Raw genomic sequence first — 15,549 nt, forward strand, 5'->3', positions numbered from 1 at the left:
GGTGTGTGCCGGTAGGAGCGTAACTGCTCGGCAACTCCTAAAGGAAGTACTTCTCAAATAAATCTTTTATATTCGCTCATGTACTAAAAAGGTGTTTCACATATTTCTGTGGAACTATCCCGGCGGACTCGCAGATTCGAAAAATGAATGATGGTTATCTGCATGTTTGGGGAGTTCGAAATTTTCAGATCCGCACTGACCATGGAAAACACATAATTATTTGCATAGCGAACGCTATCTTTCCGAAGTTGTTTCACGCTAGAAGTACATTCCGGGATCCAGCTCTCCTGGCGTCGAAGCCGTGTTCCAAGCGTGATAGGTATCTTGGCTAATTCATTGAATAAATGGGGTCCCTCCGGATTCGGCACCGTGCGATGGCCGATAGCGCCTTGGTTGCCAGCTCATCGGCTGGAGGCTTCGCCAACTAATCAGTTCCGCCGAGTTACCCTTCGGGAGACAGCTGGCAACGGCTTGCAGCGGCAGGCCCAAGATGCCCACCGGAGCGAATACCGGTGCTGCACGTATCTAGCCCAGCAAGAAGGCAATGACCAGCACACTGGGAAAGGTCAGCAGGGTGCTTGCCAGCACCACTTCGCGCGGCACGGCGACGGGCAACTTGAATTGCTGGGCAAACAGCAAGACGTTTTGCGCGGTTGGAAGCGCCGCCATGATCACCACTCCGAGAAGTTCGATTCCGGATAGGCCGAAAACGAAGCGGGCAACGAGCCAGGCGAGCAAAGGCATGAAGAACACCTTGAACGCGGTCGCCAGATAGATTTCGCCGCGCAGGTTCTTATCTGACAATGGACGCTGGCCGTATAGCGCCATTCCAAAGGACATCAGCAACAGGGGGATGGATGCGTCGCCAATCATTTGCACTGGCGCATGAATGACTTCGGGCAGTGCCAGGCCAAAGAAGGAGAACACCGCACCGAGGAAGGTCGCAATAGTGACAGGGTTGGCGATGGACTTGAGGATCATTTTCGCACCGGGCAGGCTATCCGCGCCACCGGACTTGGCGCGGGAGAGCACCGCGAACATGCACAGGTAGACGGGAGCGATGATCAGCAACTGCGCGATGAGCACCGACACTACGGGACTGGTGCTGCCCACCGCATAAAGGGCCAGCGGCACACCGATATTTCCAGCATTCACATAACTCGTGGACATGGCCGCAACGGGCAGCCGACGAGCTGGAGTATTGAAGACCAGCCGCGCGACCAAGGCATAAGCGGAGCCGGTCAGCACGGCAACCATCAAGGCTATCGGGGTGAATACACCAACCACCGCATGCAGATCGGTGCTGGCAAGCAGAGTGAACATCAGGGCGGGGTTGGTGATGTAGAAGATGAGCGGGGTCAGCCCCTGGGCAATGGCCGCGCGTTGTCGCGGCAGCGCGACCGACGTCAGCAGGCCGATGCCGATGAGGATCAAGACAACGGAGAATCCCTGTAGAACTCCTTGCATATTGCCTTTCCCGCCCGGTACTGGTGTTCCCAGCTCCGGGGCTTCTCGAAGCCGTGGACGGCGAGGGTGCGAAAGCTCCCTCTACCGTCCACGGTGCATTATTCAGATTCCCTGGCAGCCTGTCAGCGAACCAGCGCGGGACTCTTCGAATCGAAGGTCCAGCCGGGAATCAGGTATTGCATGGACACCGAGTCGTCACGCGAGCCCAACCCATGTTCCAGGTACAGTTCGTGGGCTTGGGCGACCCGATCCATGTCCAGGCTGACACCCAAGCCGGACCGCTGCGGAACCTTGATCTCTCCGTCCCGAATCACCAATGGTTCCTCGGTCAGGCCCTGTCCATCCTGCCAGATCCAGTGGGTATCGAGTGCCGTGATCTCGCCCGGAGCAGCGGCGCCGACCTGGGTGAACATCGCCAGCGAGATGTCGAAGTGGTTGTTCGAGTGCGACCCCCAAGTCAGTCCGAACTCGTTGCACAGCTGGGCAACGCGCACTGAACCGGACATGGTCCAGAAATGCGGATCTGCCAGGGGGATGTCTACCGCATTGGTGCGCACCGCGTGCGCCATTTCTCGCCAGTCAGTCGCAATCATGTTCGTGGCGGTCTGCAGACCGGTCGCCCTGCGGAATTCGCTCATGACCTCGCGGCCCGAGAAGCGGCCCTCAGGGCCGCACGGATCCTCGGCATAGGCCACCACTCCACGCATGCGCTTGCCAAGCCGGATAGCATCTTCGAGCAGCCAGCCGCCATTGGGGTCAAGCGTGATCCGGGCTTCGGGGAAGCGTTCCTTCAAAGCGATGACAGCATCGACCTCGGAGTCCCCGTCCTGGACGCCGCCCTTCAGCTTGAAATCCTTGAACCCGTAACGGGCCTGAGCCGCCTCGGCCAGGCGCACCACGGCTTCTGGTGTCATGGCTTCCTCGCGGCGCAAGCGCTCCCAATCGTCGTTGCCCTGCGGTTCGCGCAGATACGGCAGATCCGTCGTATCCGGGTTGCCCACGTAGAACAGGTAGCCGAGCATCGGAACCGCGTCGCGCTGCTGCCCGTCGCCGAGCAGTTCGGCCGCCGGCACTCCAAGGAACTGGCCGTGCAAATCCAGCAGTGCAGACTCAAGTGCGGTGACTGCGTGCACGGTGGTGCGCAAATCGAAGGTCTGTGCACCGCGTCCGCCGGAATCGAGGTCTGCGAAGCGGGCTGCCACCTGGCGCAGCAGCGAACGGTAAGTCGCCACAGGGGCGCCGGTAATCAGTGTGCCGGCCTCCTCTATGGTCGAACGGATCGCTTCGCCGCCAGGTACCTCGCCGAGGCCCGTGCGGCCTTCGGAGTCAGTGAGGATAGCGATATTGCGAGTGAAGAACGGCCCGTGCGCCCCGGAGAGGTTCAGCAGCATGGAGTCATGCCCGGCGACCGGGATGACCTTCACCGAGGCAATGGTGGGCTGGGAAGTCATGGATTATTCGCCTTTCGCCTGCAGGACGCCGTCAATCCGGCGGGTCAACTTCCACGGGTTGTCTTCCGCGATGGGCTTGGGCAAAAGCGCGTCCGGGAAGTTCTGGTAGGCGATCGGGCGCAGGAAGCGCTCGATGGCCAGGGTGCCCACCGAGGTGGTCCGCGGGTCGGACGTTGCCGGGAATGGACCTCCGTGCACCATCGCGTGGCCCACTTCCACACCGGTTGGCCATCCGTTGACCAGGATGCGCCCGACCTTGGTTTCCAGCGTCCCGATGATCTGCCCTGCGGCTTCGTGATCCGAATCGTCCAGCTGCAAGGTGGCGGTGAGCTGGCCTTCCAGCCGGCCCAGCGCGGTTTGCAGCTGTGCGGCATCGGCGTAGCGAATCACCAGCGAGGCGGCTCCGAAGATTTCGTCTTGCAGCACCGGGTTGGCCAGCAGCTGCTCCACTCCAGCGGTGTAGATGGCTGGTGCCGGAGCGTTCTCGGTTGCCCCTTCGGTGCCACGGCCCAGCAGTTCGACACCGTCCTGGCTGCCGAGCGCTTGGACACCAGCGGTCCAGGAATTGTAGATTCCCTCGGTGAGCATCGTCTGCCCGGAAGTTTCCGGTGCCTGGCCGCTGACGGCGCGGGCGAATGCGTCGCCGGCAGCTCCGGTGGGAACAAAGACGAGTCCCGGTGCGGTGCACAGCTGCCCGGAAGAACCGACAACAGAAGCCAAGTAGGCCTTGGCCTGCGCAACGGGATCCTGAGCCAATGCTCCCTCGAAGAAGATCACCGGGTTGATGGAGCTCATCTCGGCATACACCGGGATGGGTTCCGGTCGCGCGGCCGCGGCGGCCATCAGGGCGGTGCCGCCGGCCCGCGAGCCGGTGAAGCCCACGGCCTTGATGACCGGATCCTTCACCAGGGCTTGGCCGATCGACGCGCCGGGGCCATAAACCAGTGAGAAGACTCCCGGGTGCAGCCCGAAGTCGGCGACGGCCTTGCTGATGGCATGGCCAACAATCTCGCTGGTTCCGGGGTGCGCATTGTGGGCTTTGAAGACCACCGGGCAGCCGGCAGCCAGTGCGCTGGCGGTGTCGCCGCCTGCGGTGGAGAACGCCAGCGGGAAGTTCGACGCGCCGAACACCGCGACCGGGCCCACCGGGATCTTGCGCTGCCGGATGTCCACGCGCGGGGCTGGGGTGCGCTCGGGCAGGGCCGGGTCCACGCGCACGCCGTGCTGGTCGCCCTGGCGCACCACCTGCGCGAACAGCCGCAGCTGTCCGGTGGTGCGTCCGCGCTCGCCGGTCAGGCGCGCCTCGGGCAAGCCGGTTTCGGCCATGGCGCGAGCGACCAGTTCGGCGCCCACTGCCTCGATGTTCTCCGCGATGGCTTCCAGGAACTCTGCGTGCTTCGACGGTTCCAAGGACCGGAAGGACTCGAAGGCCTCGGCCGCCGCAGCGGTGGCCAGCTTCAGCTGCTGCTCATCGATGAGGCTGTAGGCAGGTTCCAGGCGCTCGTTGGTCGCCGGGTTATAGCCGTTGACCTTGCGCCCGTTGCCTTCGGTGCTGGCGCCGGCGAGGATGGACTGGCCGGTGAGGTTCTGCGTGGTTGTGCTCATGAATTGCTCCTGAGTCGACTGATTGGTGTGTCGTAAAGTGCCAGTGCTGGTCAGAGGCTCGCGCCGGCGGGAACGATGCCTGCCTGCTGGATCAGCGCGGACAGGTCCGCCAGGTCCTGCTCGGTCAGATCCTGCAGCGGCGGGCGCACCGAGCCGGAGTCGCGGCCGATGGCCTTCAGCCCGCCCTTGACGATGGATACGCCGTAGCCCTTGACGCGGTCGCGGATTTCCAGGTACGGCAGCACGAAGCGGTTCAGCTTCTCGTTGACCGCCTTCAGGTCCTGGGCGCGCACATCCTTGTAGAAGTCCAGCGCGAATTCCGGAACGAAGTTGTACATGGCCGAGGAGTAGGTGCTCATGCCCAGCTGCAGCAGCGGCAGCGCGAAGGTCTCCGCGGTAGGCAGCCCGCCCAGGTAGAACAGGCGGTCGCCGTTCTTGGCGTACACCTTGGTCAGGTGCTCGATGTCGCCCAGCGCGTCCTTGAAGCCGATGAAGTTCTCGTGGTTATCGGCCAGCCGGGCCACGGTGTCCGCCGAATAGATCGCGTTGGCGCGGTTGTAGACGATTACGCCGGTCGTCGTCGATGCGCAGATGGCCGACGCGTGCTGGTAGAGCCCTTCCTGGTCGCATTCGGTCAGGTACGGCGGCAGCAGCAGCAGGCCCTCGGCCCCTGCGGCCTCGGCGTCTTGCGCATTCTGGATGGCCTGCTTGGTCGAACCGCCGGCCGAGGCCAGCACCGGAACCTTGGAGCCGGCTTCTTCCACTGCCATGCGGACCACACGCGAGGCCTCTGCCGGGGTCAGCGTGAAGCCTTCGCCCGTGCCTCCGGCGGCGAACAGTCCCGCGACATCGAAGCTGGACTGCCAGGCCAGGTGGTTGCGGTACGCGGCCTCGTCGATTTCCAGGTTCGCGTCGAATGCGGTGACCGGGAAGGAGAGCAACCCGTCCTTGAGCTTGGAGGCAAGTTCGGCGGGGGTGTACTGGGCCATGGTTTGTTCCTTTGACTGGTTCCCACCTCAGGCGAGGCGGGAAAGCTGGGGGCGGTGCATTGGTATTACCCTCAGCCTAGGAACCCTCTATGATGCCTGTCCAAGCCCATATTCGTATTGTTTGATACCTACTGTGCATCATTCAGCGTGCAGCGCGTGGCGCACGATCGAGACCACCCGTTCCAGCGCCGGATTGCGCGAGGACTTGCTCCAGATGGCGTGCAGCTGCACCGGATCGTCGGTAACCTCGCCAAGCCGCAGGTAGCTGACCCCGCCCACGCCCAGCAGCTTGGCACTCTCCGGGACGAAAGCAATACCGCGCCCGGCGGAGACCAGCGCGAGCATGGTCAGCACCTGGCTGACGGTATGGCGCACGTTCTTGTGCTCGATGTCGACGCGGCGCACCACCAGGTCGTAGAAGTAGCGGGCCTTGGTGGGGGAGTGCATGATCAGCGGTTCGTTGCGCAGGTCATCGAACAATACCTCCCGCTGCAGCCGGGCCAGCCGGTGGCCGGAGGGCACTGCCACGTAGAGCCCCTCGGTTAATAGCAGTGCGGATTCGAAGAGCTTCTCGTCGAAGGGCGGGCGGGCCAAGCCCAGATCGATGTCGCCGTCCAGCAGGGCGTCGACCTGCTCGCCGGTCACCATTTCCGACAGCTCCAGGTGCACCTGCGGCATCTGCGCCGAGATTTCTCCCAGCAGCGGGCCGAGCAGGCTGAAGCCCGAGGCCGCGGTGAAGCCGATGCGCAGCTCGCCCAGCTGGCCGGCGGCGATGCGGCGGGCATTGTCCGGGGCACGCTCGGCGGCCACGACCAGCCGGCGGGCATCCTGGAGGAAAGCATGGCCCGCCGCGGTGAGGGCCACGCGGCGGTTGTCGCGCTCGAGCAGTTCCACGCCGACCGTGCGCTCGAGTTTCTGGATCTGCCGGCTCAGCGGCGGCTGGGTCATGTTCAGCCGCTCGGCGGCACGGCCGAAGTGCAATTCCTCGGCAACGGCAACGAAACTGCGTGCTTGGTCCAGAGTAAACATTTGATACCTTTCTGGAATCATTCTATGCACATTCAACCTTGGACATGCATCACTTCAAGTTTCTACGCTTGACTCCAAGACCAGCAAGGTGAGCTGTCTCACTCGAGGCCTCGGCCGGGGTCCCACACTCGACACCACAGGAGAACTTCCCATGAAAAATCGCTTGACTCGCCGCTCGCTGCTCGCCCTCTCGGCCACTGGCGCGGTACTAGCGCTTTCCGCCTGCGGCGGCAACGTCGGCGGGGGCTCGGCCTCCTCCGAATTCCCCAGCGGCCCCATCACCCTGACCGTCGGCCAGGCGCCTGGCGGCTCCACCGACCTGATCGCGCGCGCCGCGGCGGACGGCATGGCGGATTCCCTGGGCGTGGCCCTGCCCGTGGTGAACAAGCCGGGCGCCAACGGCGCGCTGGCCACCGAAGAAGTGGCGGCCATGGCCCCGGACGGGCAGAACCTCGTGCTGCTCAACGCCTCGTTGATCACCATTACCCCGCTGGCGGTATCCGCGGACGAGGCGGTTTCGCTCGATGACCTCGATGTCCTCATGGGACTGAGCCAGGATGACTACGTCATGGTAGCCAGCACCAAGTCGGGGATGGAGAACTTCGATGACATCAAGAACAGCGGCAAGAAGCTGTCCTTCGGCACTACCGGCGTGGGCACCGGCTCGCAGCTGGCCCAGGAACTGATCCTGGCCCAGGCGGGCATCGAAGGCACCACAGTACCATTCGACTCGGGTTCCCCGGCACTGACCGCCGTCATGGGCGACCAGGTACAGGTCTCCACTGTGCAGCTGGGCGAAGCCAAGCCGCAGATCGACGCCGGCACCGTCACCCCGATCGTGGTCTTCTCCTCCGAGCGCAATGAGTTTCTTCCCGATGTGCCCACCGCCATCGAGGCAGGCTATGAAGTCCCGGTCTCCCAGTACCGCGCCATCGCAGCCCCGAAGGGCCTGAGCGATGACGCCAAGCAGAAGCTGGTGGCCTCCATCAAGGACGCGGTAGCCACGGACACCTACACCTCGTTCAACGAGAAGAACATGCTGACTCCGAACGAGATTTCCGGCGAGGAAGTCACCGCCGAATGGAATGAGCTGGCCGCGAAGTACAAGGAACTGACCGATGAGTACGACATCTCGCTGGCCGGCAAGTAGCCTCCCGGCAGCCAGCTGATCCGGAACACTTCAAGCACAGGACAACATCATGCAAGCCAAACACGTTGAACGCCCGCCGGTGCCCGCCGCGCCCCGCGCGGAATCCGGCCCGGTGCAGCCCGAGGACGATTCGTCGCCCGAGGCGCTGACCCCGGAGGAACTCGCCGCCCAGTGGGAAGCCGAGGCCCCGGAACCGGCCGGACCGGTGGCGAACCTTGCCTCCAGCCTGGTGGTGCTCGCGCTGGGCTGCGCCGGCATGGCGCTGTCCGTTGGCCTGGGGCTGGGCACCCCCGCGGCGCCCAGCGCCGGGATGTGGCCCTTCATTGTCACGCTGATTGCCGCCGTCATGGCCGTGGTGCAGCTCATCGTGGGCAGGCGCGGCGGGCAGGACGGGGAGAAGTTCAGTGCCATGAGCTGGTACACCGTCATTGGTTTCGCCACCCTGATCCTGATGGTGGTGCTCATGCCGCTGATCGGCTTCGAGATTCCCGCGCTGCTGCTGTGCTTCGTGTGGATGCGCTGGCTGGGCGGTGAGCGCTGGCGCTCTGCCGCCTTGTATTCGGTGCTGGTGGTCGTGGCCTTCTACGCCATCTTCATTGCCGCGCTCGGCACCACGATTCCCCGACTGTTCTAAGTCGCAATTAAAGGTTGACTCCCATGGACTTCTTCGGACCAGTCCTGGACGGCTTCGGCACCGTCCTGGACCCCACAAACCTCTTGTATTGCCTGCTCGGCGTTGTCATTGGCATGCTGATCGGCGTGCTGCCGGGCCTGGGCCCGGCGGCCACGATCGCGATCCTGCTGCCGTTGACCTACGGTGTCGAGCCGGTGACCGCCATCATCATGCTGGCCGGCATCTTCTACGGTGCCCAGTACGGCGGCACGATCACCTCGGTGCTGTTGCGCCTTCCCGGCGAGGCCAGCTCGGTGGTGACGGTCTTCGACGGCTATGTCATGGCCAAGCAGGGCCGGGCCGGCACCGCACTGGGCATTGCCGCCATCGGCTCGTTTATTGGCGGCACGATCGCCATTGTGGGCCTGACCTTCCTGGCTCCGCTGGTGGCCAGTTTCGCGCTGGACTTCGGCCCGCCGGAGTACACGGCGCTGGCGCTGCTGGGCATCTTGCTGGTGGCCACCATCTCCGGAGGCTCCAAGATCAAGGCGATCATCGCCGCGGCGTTGGGCCTGTTCCTGGCCACGGTGGGTCGCGATGGCTTCACCGGGGCCGAGCGCTTCACCTTCGGCAACCTGTCGCTGGCCGACGGGATCGACTTCGTGCCGATCGCCATGGGCCTGTTCGGTGTGGGCGAGATCCTCTACAACCTGGAGGAGCGGCACCGGGCCGTGTCCGCCCCGCTGAAGGTGGCCAACGTGTGGCCGCGGCGCCAGGACCTGAAGCAGGCCTCCGGGGCGATCGGCCGCGGGTCGGTGCTCGGCTTCTTCCTGGGCATCTTGCCTGGCGGCGGCGCGACGATCTCCTCGCTGGCCTCCTACGCGCTGGAGAAGAAGACCGCCAAGGACCCTACGCGCTTCGGCAAGGGGGCGATCGAGGGTGTCGCCGGACCGGAAACCGCGAACAATGCGGCGGCGACCAGCTCGTTCATCCCATTGCTGACTCTGGGCATTCCTGCGAATGCGACGATGGCGATCATCTTCGGGGCGTTGCTGATCCAGGGGGTCACCCCCGGCCCGCAGCTGATCTCCAATGACCCGGAATTGTTCTGGGGCGTGGTGAACTCGATGTATATCGGCAACATCCTGCTGCTGATCATGTCGATCCCGCTGATCGGGGTATTCGTACGGATCCTGCGCATCCGCGCCGCGATCCTGGCGCCGATCACCGCGTTGATTACCCTGCTGGGCGCGTACACCATCCGCAACTCCATGTTCGACGTGATGCTGGTGGTCATGTTCGGCGCCGTGGGCTACCTGATGAAGAAATTCGGTTTCGAGCCCGGCCCGCTGGTGCTGGCGTTCGTGCTGGGCAGCCTGCTGGAATCCAACCTGCGCCGATCCCTGCTGGTGCTGGAAGGCGACCCCTCGGGCTTCCTGTCCCGACCCATCTCCGCAACGCTGCTGGTGGTGTTCGTGTTCGTGGCCGTGTGGCCGATGATCAAGTCCGCCATCGATCAGCGCAAGAACCGCTTGGTGGCCGTGCAGGCCGTAAAGGAAAAGGAAAACGCATGAGCATCATCGTGGGATACGTCCCCACCCCAGTAGGGCAGGCCGCCGTCGACGCGGCCATCATCGAGGCGAAGCTGCGCGCCGAACCGTTGCTGATCGTGAACTCCTCGCGCGAGGGGTCGCTGGTGGACAAGCACACCGCTTCGCCCGAGGACCTGGAACGCGTACTGCTAGCTGCCGCCGCGGCGGGAGTCGAGGCTCGCATCGTTGAGTCCAGCTATCGTGATGACCTGACCGAGGAGTTCCTCGGGCTGGCCGAGAAGCACGAGGTGTCCTTGATCGTCATCGGGCTGCGCCAGCGCAGCCAGGTGGGCAAGTTCATCATGGGCTCGCACGCCCAGCGAATCCTGCTGCAGGCGCAGCATCCGGTGCTGGCCGTCAAGGCCGGCTGACCCGCTACCGCACCGCTGCCAAGGGCCGCGGAAGGCTTCAATGGAAGCCTTCCGCGGTCTTTGCGCGTCCACGGTCCGGTGGCTCCTCAATGGTTGCAGCGCTTCAACTATTGTGAGGCTCGTCACTCAATGAATGGTTCCCGGGGAGCGCCGAAACGCCGAGCCGAATGCGCTACCGGGCGCGGAGTGCCGGAATGTCGCGGGATCGCGGGGATGGCCGCCACCCGGGCACGCAACGCGATGCCGGCTGGGTATCAAAACATGCGGATCGAGTCTTGGACGGGAGCGATCCCGGCTTACTAACGTGACTACAGGCACATGGCGATATGCGGCAGCTCACGTAAACCCAAGACCTCGCCGCCACCCGCGATGCCGAGATTCCACCCTTTTCCAAAGTATTCCCCAGATCGGAGCCCCTTTATGCCCCTGCTTGTCGTAGCGCTGGCGGTAGTCGTGCTGCTGATCCTCATGATGAGGTTCAAGCTCAACGGATTCATCGCCCTGATCCTCGTCGCCACCCTCGTGGCCTTCTGGGCCGTCGCCACCGGATCGCTGAGCGTGGACGGCGAGCCCGCGGGCGTCGCTGACATCCCGGAGATCATCACCGAGGGCCTGGGCGGGCAGCTGGGAAGCACCGCCGTCGTCATCGGCCTGGGTGCCATGATTGGCCGCGTCATGGGCGACGCCGGGGCGGCGCAGCGCATTGCCCGCAAGATCCTCTCGGTCTTCGGCGAGCGTGGCGTGCAGTGGGCCATGATCATTTCCGCGATGCTGATCGGCGTGACCATGTTCTACGAGGTCGCGTTCGTGATCCTGGTGCCGGTCGCCTTCACCCTGGTGCGCGCCACCAAGGTCAACCTGCTGTGGGTGGGCCTGCCCATGTCCATCTCGCTGTCCACCATGCATTCCTTCCTGCCCCCGCACCCGGGTCCGACCGCAGTGGCCGGGCTGTACAACGCATCGGTCGGATTGACGCTGGCCTACGGCCTGCTCATCGCCATTCCGGCCGGTGTGGCCATTGCGATGGCCTGGCCGCGGCTGTCCTTCGTGCGGCAGATGAACCCGCAGATGCCCTCGGGGCTGCTCGCGGAAAAGGACTTCGCCGACGACGAGCTGCCCTCGGGCGCCTTGTCCTTCCTGGTGGCGCTGCTGCCCATCGTGCTGATTGCCGGTTCGGAAATCCTGCGCATGACCGTGACGCTGAGCGAGGAGGCCGACGATGTGCTCGCGCTGCTGGGCTCTGCGGAAATTGCGTTGCTGATCGCCCTGCTGGTGGCGATTGCCGCCTTCGGCCCGCTGAACAACCGTTCCATGGCGCAGGTCGCCAAGTCGATGAGCGAGGCCGCGCGGGCCATGGCCATGATCCTGCTGGTCATCGGCGCCGGCGGCGCCTTCAAGCAGGTGCTGGTTTCCGCCGGCATTGCCGACTACATTGCGGACACCACTGCGGGGTGGAATCTCAGCCCGCTGTTCCTGGCCTGGATCATTGCGGTGATCCTGCGCATCGCGCTGGGATCAGCTACGGTGGCGGTATCGACCGCCGCCGGCATCGCTGCACCGCTGGTCGCGGCCACCGGAGCGTCGCCTGAGCTGATGGTGCTGGCCACCGCCTGCGGCTCGATCGCCTTCAGCCACGTGAACGACCCGGGCTTCTGGATGTTCAAGGAGTATTTCAACCTCAATGTCGGGCAGGCGCTCGCGGTGCGCACCACCTACACCACGACGTTGGCGGTACTCGGGTTGCTCGGGGTCTTCGCACTGGACCTGGTGATCACCTAGGCCCGGTACGGGACTTTGAAGGAAAGACCTCTCGGCGACATGGAGCTGATGGCAGCTGCCACGGCCAGCCGGAGGTCTTTTCCGCGTCCCGGCCCTAAAGCGCGGGGCCGAGCCCCGCTTCGGATTGCAGCCGCAGCATGGAGTTGCCCAGATGCATGCGCATGGCCGCGGCCGCCATGTGCGGGTCGCCGGAGGCAATGGCATCACGCACGGCGCGGTGCTCTGCGGCCACCGAACCCAGCCGGTCGGCGGTGATCGTGTCGGCCGAATCCAGCCGGCCGCGCGGCATCGCGATCATGGAGGGACCGAAATTCTCCACAGCCTGGCCGAAGTAGGGATTGCCGGTAGCCCTGGCCACGGCCAGGTGGAACTCGAAATCGCAGCTCATGCTCACCGCCGCATTGCCCGCTGCGGCCTCGAAGCCCCGCAGGGCCTGGTCCATTGCGGACAAATCCTGCGCGGTGCGGGAGCGGGCCGCGACGGCGGCGGCCTCGGTCTCGAAACCCACCCGGTACTCGATCAACTGGCGGCGTTCCTCGACGGTACGCGGAACCAGTGCTTGAGCGGCAGGCTCGGCGGGCGGTGGAGGAGTCAAAGCGAAGCTGCCCGCGCCGCGCCGCGTGTAGACCAGCCCTTCGGCCTGCAGCCGGGTAATGGCCTCGCGGACCACGGTGCGCGATACCCCGTGCTCGGCGATCAGCTCGTTCTCGCTGGGCAGCTTCTGTCCCGGAGGAATGGCCCCGCCGCTGATCTGCGCGCGCAGGTGCCCGACCAAGGCCGATGCCAGATTGGGTTTGGCGTTGTGCATGCTTAAAGGATAAGCGCCGGAACCGCCTGGCAGGCGGTTCCGGCGCGAAGGTCCAGTCATGGGGACTCAGGCGGTGCCGAATTGCGCGGTTTCGGTGGTCCACGCGCGGGCCTGGTCGCTCAGGGTGAAGCCGAGCCCTGGCCTGTTCGGAACGATCATCCGGCCGTCCTTGGTTTCCAAGTGCTCATTGAACAGCGGGTCGAGCCAGTCGAAGTGCTCCACCCAAGGCTCGCGTGGGTACGCTGCTGCCAGATGCAAGTGGATTTCCATTGCGAAGTGCGGTGCCAGATCCAGCCCAGCCTGGTCAGCGAAAGTTGCCAGTCTCTGGAACTGGGTGATGCCACCAACCCGGGGAGCGTCAGGCTGGATGATGTCGCAGGCGCGTGCGGCAATCAGGCGTTCGTGCTCGGATACCGAAGCAAGCATCTCTCCTGTGGCTATTGGCGTATCCAGGGCAGCGGTCAGGGCCGCATGGCCTTCAGCATCGTAGGCATCCAGCGGTTCTTCGATCCAGACGAGGTTGAACTCCTCGAGCCTGCGCCCCATGCGCAATGCGGTAGCGCGGTCCCATTGCTGGTTGGCGTCGACCATGAGCGGGAAATCCGGGCCAATATGCTCGCGCACTGCGGCAACGCGGCGCAGGTCTTCGGCGCTGTCCGGCAGGCCGACCTTGATCTTGATGCCGCCGATCCCTTCCTCGATGGACTGGGTAGCCCGATCCTTGACCTCCTCGATGCTGGCGTTCAAGAAGCCGCCGGAAGTATTGTAGGTGCGCACCGAATCGCGGTGGGAGCCGAGGAACTTGGCTAGCGGAAGCCCCGCGCGCTTGGCTTTCATGTCGTAGAGCGCGATATCAAGTGCGGCCAACGCCTGGGTCGCCACACCAGAGCGGCCCACCGAAGCGCCGGCCCAGAGGAGCTTGGTGTACAACTTGGCGATGTCACTTGGATCTTCGCCAATCATCGCTTGTGCGACTTCCTTGGCATGGGCGTACTGTGCAGGACCGCCAGCCCGCTTGGAGTAGGAGAACCCGAAACCCTCATGGCCCTGTTCCGTGGTGATCTCCGCGAAGAGGAAGACCACCTCGGTCATTGGCTTCTGACGACCGGTGAAAACTTTCGCATCGGAGATCGGTGTGGCCAGCGGCAACCGGGCCGTTGAAAGCTTGACGTGGCGGATGGCGTCGGGGGTATAGGTCATGGCGGGAATCTCCTGTTGGGATCACTGTGGGGGTAAGCTCATTTAATTACTTATCCTATAAGTAAGAAACTTATTACACAAGTGATTTTTCGAGTGTTTTCTTCGGTGGCCTGCTGCCCCTTTCTTCTCTGTGGTCGAATGCGCCCGGAGCTGCCGCTCGGGTGCTTGAAACCACGGCAGGTTCCCGTCTGGACGGCGGGGCTCCAGGCAATCGCGGGCTGTCCGCAATGCTTGAAGCGGCTATTGCCTTGCCGGATCATTTACCCTTCGCAAGGCGCAGTGGTCAAGACCAGATGCTTGAGGGCATGGTTTTCAAGAACGACTGGATCCGGAGTGAAACCGAGCCCGGCTTCCGTTGGCAGACGGATCGTACCCTCGTTAGTGAGCTTCCCCTGATGCGGCGCATGCCAAGGGTGGAGCTGGGTTTCCCAACCGAGGAAGGGGATTTCCAATTCCGGACGGAGTGACCCGTTGGCAAGCTGGACTTCCTGGTCTGCGGCGATCAGCTGCGCGGTGGCCAGGAGGGCCGGACCGTAGTAGAAGCAGTGTGGCACCACATGGACATTAAGCCGTTGACCCGCCTCGCGAATTTTGAGCATGGCGCTGAGTCCGCCAATCTTTCCGACGCTAGGCTGGGCAAACTGCAGGGCGCCGAGTTCCATATCCGAGGTCAGCCCCTGGACCCCTGAATGGTTTTCTCCACCGGAGACGTTGCCGAAACGAGCATTGAGGGCGGCTAGTGATTGCGAATCATCTGGCGGGAAGATCGGTTCTTCGATCCACAGCAGCTCCAGGTCCGCCATGGCAGCAATCGACGACCCGGCTTCGGCTGGATGATGCCACTTGCAATTGACATCGACCATCAGCGGGTGGGAGCCCACGGCCTGCCGTGCGGCCTTGATGGCTGGAATCGAGGACTCATGGATTTTGAACGCCTTGAATCCGTGTTCCAAAGCCCTGGAAAGATGAAAAGCAACCTCCTGCGGATCCTCGGCATAGTGGACCAAAGACGCGTAGGCATTGATTTCATGGCGGGCATCGATATTGATGAATTCCCGCAGCGTCTGTCCTGCACGACGTGCCGCTATATCCCAAAGAGCGATGTCCACTGCGGATAGTGCGAAGTGAATGGGTCCGGTGCGCCCGAAGGCGTGGAATGCATATTCGGCCGAGGCAATGCTCCCGTCGAGGGCCGATGAACGCCCCAAGAAAAAGGGGGCCACGATCTGTTCAAGGGCAGCCCATGTCGCGGGATTGGATTTGTGGCCGAAGGCTTCGCCCCAGCCGGTGAACCCATCCGCGGTTTGCACCTTCACCATTAATGATTCCATCTGGGTCAACGTGCGTGATGATGCATTGAAAGCATCGATTGATTCCGCATTGGAATCTTCCTGGCTTCGCCGCGCGGCATCAAAAGGCAGTGATATCCAATAGGGCTCTATTGACACGATAGTGTCACTTAAACCGTCTTTGGCCTGCGACATTTTACTGATCT

13 protein-coding genes are annotated in these 15,549 nt (G+C 63.6%); 5 read left to right on the forward strand and 8 right to left on the reverse strand.

The genetic code is table 11. The features are described 5' to 3' along the window. Positions 1-525: 525 nt before the first annotated feature. The 5 genes from AC1Z36_RS05875 to AC1Z36_RS05895 all read right to left on the reverse strand — a co-directional run bounded on the left by AC1Z36_RS05875 (position 526) and on the right by AC1Z36_RS05895 (position 6,541). Positions 526-1,467: an AEC family transporter gene (locus tag AC1Z36_RS05875; protein ID WP_402473566.1), complete on the reverse strand. Its 942-nt coding sequence runs from the start codon at positions 1,465-1,467 to the stop codon at positions 526-528. Positions 1,468-1,589: 122 nt separating this feature from the next. Beyond that, complete coding sequence (locus tag AC1Z36_RS05880) at positions 1,590-2,918, reverse strand: enolase C-terminal domain-like protein (RefSeq protein ID WP_105656279.1); 1,329 nt, start codon at positions 2,916-2,918, stop codon at positions 1,590-1,592. Positions 2,919-2,921: 3 nt separating this feature from the next. Beyond that, complete coding sequence (locus tag AC1Z36_RS05885; protein WP_105656280.1) at positions 2,922-4,523, reverse strand: aldehyde dehydrogenase (NADP(+)); 1,602 nt, start codon at positions 4,521-4,523, stop codon at positions 2,922-2,924. A gap of 50 nt (positions 4,524-4,573) precedes the next feature. After that, positions 4,574-5,512 carry a 5-dehydro-4-deoxyglucarate dehydratase gene (gene kdgD, locus AC1Z36_RS05890; RefSeq protein WP_105656281.1) on the reverse strand — a complete coding sequence of 313 codons (939 nt, stop codon included), beginning with the start codon at positions 5,510-5,512 and terminating at the stop codon, positions 4,574-4,576. Positions 5,513-5,650: 138 nt separating this feature from the next. Beyond that, a complete protein-coding gene (locus AC1Z36_RS05895) occupies positions 5,651-6,541 on the reverse strand; it encodes a LysR family transcriptional regulator (RefSeq protein WP_105656282.1) in 891 nt (296 codons plus the stop codon). 151 nt (positions 6,542-6,692) lie between these two features. Here AC1Z36_RS05895 and AC1Z36_RS05900 point away from each other — a divergent pair, with 151 nt between their 5' ends. The 5 genes from AC1Z36_RS05900 to AC1Z36_RS05920 all read left to right on the forward strand — a co-directional run bounded on the left by AC1Z36_RS05900 (position 6,693) and on the right by AC1Z36_RS05920 (position 12,046). Next, positions 6,693-7,691, forward strand: a complete 999-nt coding sequence (locus AC1Z36_RS05900; RefSeq protein ID WP_105656283.1) for a Bug family tripartite tricarboxylate transporter substrate binding protein — start codon at positions 6,693-6,695, stop codon at positions 7,689-7,691. Between the two features lie 49 nt (positions 7,692-7,740). Beyond that, positions 7,741-8,325 carry a tripartite tricarboxylate transporter TctB family protein gene (locus AC1Z36_RS05905; RefSeq protein ID WP_105656284.1) on the forward strand — a complete coding sequence of 195 codons (585 nt, stop codon included), beginning with the start codon at positions 7,741-7,743 and terminating at the stop codon, positions 8,323-8,325. A gap of 23 nt (positions 8,326-8,348) precedes the next feature. Then, on the forward strand, positions 8,349-9,878 hold the full coding sequence (locus AC1Z36_RS05910; protein ID WP_105656285.1) for a tripartite tricarboxylate transporter permease: 1,530 nt from the start codon (positions 8,349-8,351) through the stop codon (positions 9,876-9,878). Continuing rightward, entirely contained in the window at positions 9,875-10,267 is a 393-nt protein-coding gene (locus AC1Z36_RS05915) for a universal stress protein (protein WP_105656286.1), read from the forward strand. The genes AC1Z36_RS05910 and AC1Z36_RS05915 overlap by 4 nt, the downstream gene beginning before the upstream one ends. Positions 10,268-10,687: 420 nt before the next feature. Next, complete coding sequence (locus AC1Z36_RS05920) at positions 10,688-12,046, forward strand: GntT/GntP/DsdX family permease (protein WP_105656287.1); 1,359 nt, start codon at positions 10,688-10,690, stop codon at positions 12,044-12,046. A 94-nt stretch (positions 12,047-12,140) separates the two neighbouring features. Here AC1Z36_RS05920 and AC1Z36_RS05925 read toward each other — a convergent pair whose 3' ends face one another. The 3 genes from AC1Z36_RS05925 to AC1Z36_RS05935 all read right to left on the reverse strand — a co-directional run bounded on the left by AC1Z36_RS05925 (position 12,141) and on the right by AC1Z36_RS05935 (position 15,538). Beyond that, positions 12,141-12,854 carry a FadR/GntR family transcriptional regulator gene (locus AC1Z36_RS05925; protein ID WP_105656288.1) on the reverse strand — a complete coding sequence of 238 codons (714 nt, stop codon included), beginning with the start codon at positions 12,852-12,854 and terminating at the stop codon, positions 12,141-12,143. A 66-nt stretch (positions 12,855-12,920) separates the two neighbouring features. Further along, positions 12,921-14,054 carry an L-talarate/galactarate dehydratase gene (locus tag AC1Z36_RS05930; protein WP_105656289.1) on the reverse strand — a complete coding sequence of 378 codons (1,134 nt, stop codon included), beginning with the start codon at positions 14,052-14,054 and terminating at the stop codon, positions 12,921-12,923. A gap of 260 nt (positions 14,055-14,314) precedes the next feature. Continuing rightward, entirely contained in the window at positions 14,315-15,538 is a 1,224-nt protein-coding gene (locus tag AC1Z36_RS05935) for a mandelate racemase/muconate lactonizing enzyme family protein (protein WP_483561807.1), read from the reverse strand. Positions 15,539-15,549: the final 11 nt, after the last annotated feature.

It is taken from the genome of Glutamicibacter sp. BS14 (genome assembly GCF_056934375.1).